Below are 5,314 nucleotides of genomic sequence, written 5' to 3'. Positions count from 1 at the left end.
ATGGTGCGGGTCACACCTGTCACATGCGCCCCGGCGCGGAGGGCAATAGGCGATGTGCCCGCCTCGCAGCGACAACTCGGTTGTGCTCCTTTCTCCGGGGACCGTCGCGAGGGTAGTTGTCGCTACGAGGCGGGCAAGAAGCGTGCCACCGCCCGGCGAGAGAGCTTTGCGGATATCCCGTCTGTCGAGAGAAATCCCGCAATACAGATGATGACGCCTACATCACAGGAGTAAGTGATTGATTTCCAGCGACCAGACGCACTAGCCTCTCTCGTATATCAGGTTGAAATACCCGCATCGTAGGAATTACGGAGACAGCGATGAAGCTGTTCAGCGTTGAAGAGAAGTCGATCCTGATCACCGGCGCGACCGGCGCCCTCGGCAGCGTCGCCGCGCGGGCATTGTCCGAGGCAGGCGCGCGGCTGACACTGGCCGGCGGAAATGCCACGGGGCTGACTCGGCTGGGCATCGAGAATGCCGCGGTAGTCGCCCGACGCCCCGAGACTCCTGCCGACGCCCAAGAGATGGTGGAAGCGGCGATCGCCCGGCACGGCCGTCTCGACGGTGTCCTGGTGGCCTCGGGCATGAACCACGTCGCGCCCATTACAGAGATGGCCGTCGAGGATTACGACAAGGTGATGGGCGCGAATGCCCGCGGCGCCTGGCTCGTGTGCCAGGCGGCCGGCCGTGTCCTACTGGAGCAGGGCACCGGCGGCAGCGTCGTTCTGGTCTCCTCGGTGCGGGGCTCCCTCGGCCACCCCGCCGGGTACAGCGCCTACTGCCCATCCAAGGGCGCCACCGACCTGCTGGCCAAGAGCCTTGCCGCCGAATGGGGCCCGAGCGGCATCCGCGTGAACGCGCTTGCGCCAACGGTTTTCCGCTCCGAGGTGACCGAGTGGATGTTTGCCGACGACGAGAAGGGCCGGCAAACCCGCGAGGCGATGTTCGCCCGAATCCCGTTGCGCCGCTTCGCCGAACCCGACGACTTTGTAGGCGCACTGATCTATCTGCTCAGTGACGCGTCGAGCTTCTTCACCGGCCAGGTGATGTATCTGGACGGCGGCTACACCGCGTGTTGATTGAAAGGAAATCATGAGTATCAGTTGGCCCCTCGGTCAAGCCGAGTCGAAGCTGGAGTTCTACGACCTGTCCCACCCGTGGGGGCATGGCGTGCCCGCGTGGCCGTACTTCGAGGATGTGAAGATCGAGCGCCTGCACAACATGGCGAAAAGCCGCGTGCTGACCCAAAAGGTCACCACGGTAATGCATTCCGGCACCCACATCGACGCGCCCGCTCACGTCATCGAGGGAACCCCTTTCCTGGACGAGATCCCGCTGAGCGCGTTCTTCGGCACCGGCGTCGTCGTCTCGATCCCGAAGAAGAAGTGGGAGGTCGTCACCGCCGAGGACCTCGAGAAGGCGACGCCGCAGATCCGGCCCGGCGACATCGTCATCGTCAACACCGGCTGGCACCACACCTACGCCGACAGCGCCGAGTACTACGCCTACTCGCCGGGCTTCTACAAGGAGGCGGGGGAGTGGTTCGCGGACAAGGGCGTCAAGGCCGTCGGCACCGACACCCAGGCGCTGGATCACCCGATGGCCACCGCGATCGCCCCGCACGGCCCGGCCGAACACACCGGCGGCCTATTGCCTTGGGCGGTAAGGGAATACGAGGAGGAGACCGGCCGCAAGGTGCTCGATGATTTCCCGGAGTGGGAGCCTTGCCACCGCGCGATCCTGTCCAAGGGCATCTACGGCTTCGAGAACGTCGGGGGTGAACTGGACAAGGTCACCGGCAGGCGCGTCACCTTCGCCGCGTTCCCGTGGCGTTGGGTGGGCGGCGACGGCTGCATCGTGCGGTTGGTCGCGATCGTCGATCCCACCGGGACCTACCGCCTCGAGACGGGGCAGGCGGCGTGACGGCCGACGGCGGCATCCAGGTCATCTCCCGCGCAGGCGAAATGCTGCGGCTGCTGCAAGCGCACCCCGGCGGGCTCAGCCAGGCCGAGATCGGCGAGCGGCTCGGCATGGCGCGCTCCACCGTCAGCCGGATCCTCGGGGCGCTGGACGACGAGGGCCTGGTCGCCTCGCGTGGGGCCCGCGGCCCGTATCGGCTCGGGCCCGAGATCGCGCGCATGGCCAGCACCGTGCGCATCGGCGTGGTGATGGACATCCACCCGTTCATGGAGGAGCTGTCGCGCGAGCTGGAAGAGACGGTCGACCTGTCGATCCTCGATGGGGATCGCGCGACGTTCGTCGACCAGGTCGTCTCGCCGCAGCGGCTGCGGGCGATCAGCGCGGTCGGGGAGTCGTTTCCTCTGCACTGCTGTGCCAATGGCAAAGCGCTGCTGGCCAATCTGTCGCCCGAGCAGCAGGCCCAGGTCCTGCCCAGCCGGCTGGCCCGGCTGACCGACAACACCATCACGACGCCGGCGGCGCTGCGCAAGGAACTCGAACGCGTCCGCGCCGACGGTGTCGCATACGACCGCGAGGAGCAGACCGAAGGCGTCTGCGCCGTCGGCGCGGTACTGCCGGGGGTGGGCGAGCAGCTGGTGGCGGTCAGCGTGCCCGTGCCCGCCCAGCGGTTCTACCGCCGCGAGTCCGAACTGGCCGAGGCCCTGCTGGCCTGGGTTGAGAAGACTCGCAGGTCGCTCGGGCATTAGTAGGGTGGCGGCTGGTCTGCGGTAGGCTGTCGACCTGCTGCCGGTGATCCGGCGGCATGCGGGCTGTGGCGCAGTTTGGTAGCGCACTTGACTGGGGGTCAAGTGGTCGCAGGTTCAAATCCTGTCAGCCCGACGCAGGTCAGAGGTTATTTTGGTCGCTGGCGGACCTCCTGGGAATGGCCTTGACCCCAATTCTTACCCCAATCGGCCGGTAAGATCATCCCATGGCAAAGCGCGCAGCAAACGGTCGCGGATCGGTTCGGCAGCGCCCAGACGGACGGTGGGAAGCCCGACTCAGTTACGTCGATTCAGCTACCGGAAAACGTAAGCGCGTCAGCGTCTATGCAGCGACCCAGAAGTTGGTGCTGGCTGAACTGGACAAGGTGCAGGATCGCCTCGACGAGGGAAAGCCACCCAAGGACGCCACCTCGACCGTGGCAGCATGGCTGGTGCATTGGCGAGCGACCACACTAGCCGCCAGTGACCGCAAGGCGGCGACCAAGGAGTTGTACGCCAATCTCTCGCGCAAGCACTTGGAGGCTGAGCCCTTTGGCCTGCTCCGGCTGGATCGGCTCAAGCCCTCCGACATCGAGGGACTGACATTGTCGATGAGATCCCAAACCAAACCCGGTAAGCCGACCGATGACAATCCCAACCCCGAGCGGGTGCGTGCATTGTCTGACTCCACCATTCGCCAGACGTTCACGATTTTGCGCCAGGCCCTCGACAGCGCTGTCCGCGACGGCTTGCTGGCCCGAAACCCTTGCCACCTCACGAAGCGTCCCGGTGTTCGGCCAACAGAGGCCAGGCATTTGGACACCAGCGCGGTCTCCGCCCTCCTGGTGGCCGCTGAAGGCCTTCGCTACGCTCCCGTCCTCAAGCTCATCGCATCCACCGGGCTCCGGCGGGGAGAGGCTTTGGCACTGCGGTGGTCTGATGTGGACCTCGGCGCCGGGCTCCTGATGGTGCGGGGCACCCTGGCCCGAGTCAATGGCGCACTTGTGATCACGCAGCCCAAGACGGAGCGCTCGCGTCGGGAGATCCCGCTGACGCCGCCCGTCGTCGCTATGCTCAAAGCCCACCGCAAGGCACAACTTGAGGAGCGCCTACGGGCGGCGAACCAATGGGCCGAAACCGGGCTGGTGTTCGTCACCGAGGTGGGTAGGCCCGTCGAGCCGTCGAGCATCTTGCGTGAGATCCGCATCGCCTCGGCCAAAGCCGGTCTCGATGGTGTCGGCGTGCATACGCTGCGGCATTCCGCGGCAGTGGCATGGCTTGAGGCTGGCGTCCATATCCGCCAAGTGGCCGACCTTCTGGGTCACAGTTCGATCAGCGTCACGGGCGACGTGTATGGGCATGGCAGCCAGGACGGTGCCAAGGCTGCCGTGTTGGCCTTGGGTGCTCAGCTCAACCTCTGACCAGCGGATTGCACTTTTGCTATAGGTCTATAGTTAGCTGAAAATTCCAATAGAGCTGCCTGCCAGATGATTTGAAAAAAACTATAGGTTGCTAGCAAGTTCTCCACAGGCGTAGCGTCATAGACCATGCACGATGACGCACCCAGAGGCGCACCGACGCCTGCGGACGCACTAATTCCGATCGGAAGAGTGAATCAGCCTGAGATAGGAGGGATTTCACGCCGTCAGGTCTACAAGCTGATTGATGCGGGGGAAGTGCAGCGCGTGAAGATCGGTGCCAGGGCGTTTCTCGTTCGCGAGAGTATCGACGCCTACATTGCCCGGCTCGTTGAGGCGAAGTAATGACGCAAGCTGTGCGACGCCGGGGTAACCGATGATGCCCGGAAAAGACTGCCCTGGTCGAGGCCAGCGAACCGGGGCGATTTCAGCCAATTCGAACACCGCTAGAGCCCGCCGTGAGGCCGCGGCAATGGCAGCTGCCCATGCCGAGAGGGTCCGGATCAAGAACCAGGCCCTCGACGAAGTGCTGACCGATCTCCTCAAACACCATGAGCTGTCGGATAAGGCCCGTGAGCGCATTTCGGGGCTGATCGGCCAGTGGGGTGGGGGCGATGAGCCCCTTAAAGCCGATAGCAACGACCCCTGAAAGACAGGGCAGGCGGCCCATGCCCCTGGACCGCCCACCACCACCCAGAAAACCCACGACACCACTCGAAAGGCCTTCTGTGACAACCCCACATCACCGGCAAAGAGACTGGAGTTCTCGTGTCTCAGAGTAACGCTCGATGGCGAGCGCTGTCACCGCGCCAGCAGGTAGACCTCTGCCAGGAGGCCTGCCGGGAGTTGGGACCAGGTCCCGCCATGGTGCTTTTGGAGATCCTCGCCAGCGACGAGGGGATGACCACCCAGGAGCGGATCGCCAGGGACATGGGGATGGCACTGCGCTCGGTGAAGCGCTACATCGCCCAACTCACCAGGGCCAGTTGGATCAAGGCGGAGACCCATCCCAAACGTCCCACCCACTACCAGGTCTGTGGGAAATGGAGGGGCCAAATTGGCACCTCTATCTGTAACCCGATAGGTAGGGAAGGTCACCCAGTCTTGTCTTTTGATCTAAGGACAGAAGAACTCTCTTGTTGAGGAGAGGAAGAGCTCTCTGTCTCTGTCTCTGTCTCTGTCTCTGTCTCTGTCTCTGTCTCTGTCTCTGTCTCTGTCTCTGTCTCTGTCTCT

Annotated in this window: 6 protein-coding genes and 1 tRNA gene; 6 read left to right on the top strand and 1 reads right to left on the bottom strand. The window is 64.1% G+C overall.

Features of this window, described 5'->3' with window-relative positions; translation table 11 throughout:
* Positions 1-320 precede the first annotated feature (320 nt).
* From A5712_RS10935 to A5712_RS10915, 5 genes are all read left to right on the top strand, one after another.
* The gene (locus A5712_RS10935; protein WP_068104364.1) at positions 321-1,079 is read left to right on the top strand and encodes an SDR family NAD(P)-dependent oxidoreductase; all 759 of its coding nucleotides are present in this window, start codon (positions 321-323) and stop codon (positions 1,077-1,079) included.
* Positions 1,080-1,092: 13 nt separating this feature from the next.
* Entirely contained in the window at positions 1,093-1,923 is an 831-nt protein-coding gene (locus A5712_RS10930) for a cyclase family protein (protein ID WP_068104362.1), read from the top strand.
* Positions 1,920-2,666 carry an IclR family transcriptional regulator gene (locus tag A5712_RS10925; RefSeq protein ID WP_068104360.1) on the top strand — a complete coding sequence of 249 codons (747 nt, stop codon included), beginning with the start codon at positions 1,920-1,922 and terminating at the stop codon, positions 2,664-2,666. The genes A5712_RS10930 and A5712_RS10925 overlap by 4 nt, the downstream gene beginning before the upstream one ends.
* A gap of 59 nt (positions 2,667-2,725) precedes the next feature.
* Positions 2,726-2,799: transfer RNA gene (locus A5712_RS10920), tRNA-Pro, on the top strand.
* Positions 2,800-2,890: 91 nt separating this feature from the next.
* Entirely contained in the window at positions 2,891-4,084 is a 1,194-nt protein-coding gene (locus tag A5712_RS10915; protein WP_068104358.1) for a site-specific integrase, read from the top strand.
* Between the two features lie 216 nt (positions 4,085-4,300).
* On the opposite strand, the gene A5712_RS30775 is transcribed toward A5712_RS10915, so the two are convergent.
* Positions 4,301-4,525, bottom strand: coding sequence for a hypothetical protein (locus A5712_RS30775; protein WP_156766513.1), 225 nt, complete (start codon positions 4,523-4,525; stop codon positions 4,301-4,303).
* Positions 4,526-4,553: 28 nt separating this feature from the next.
* Here A5712_RS30775 and A5712_RS30770 point away from each other — a divergent pair, with 28 nt between their 5' ends.
* On the top strand, positions 4,554-4,730 hold the full coding sequence (locus tag A5712_RS30770; protein ID WP_156766512.1) for a hypothetical protein: 177 nt from the start codon (positions 4,554-4,556) through the stop codon (positions 4,728-4,730).
* The last annotated feature ends 584 nt before the right edge of the window (positions 4,731-5,314 follow it).

It is taken from the genome of Mycobacterium sp. E2327, from assembly GCF_001672675.1.
Taxonomy (GTDB): domain Bacteria; phylum Actinomycetota; class Actinomycetes; order Mycobacteriales; family Mycobacteriaceae; genus Mycobacterium.
The sequence above is the reverse complement of the archived record's forward strand: the minus strand, read 5'-3'. Positions and strand labels throughout refer to the sequence as shown.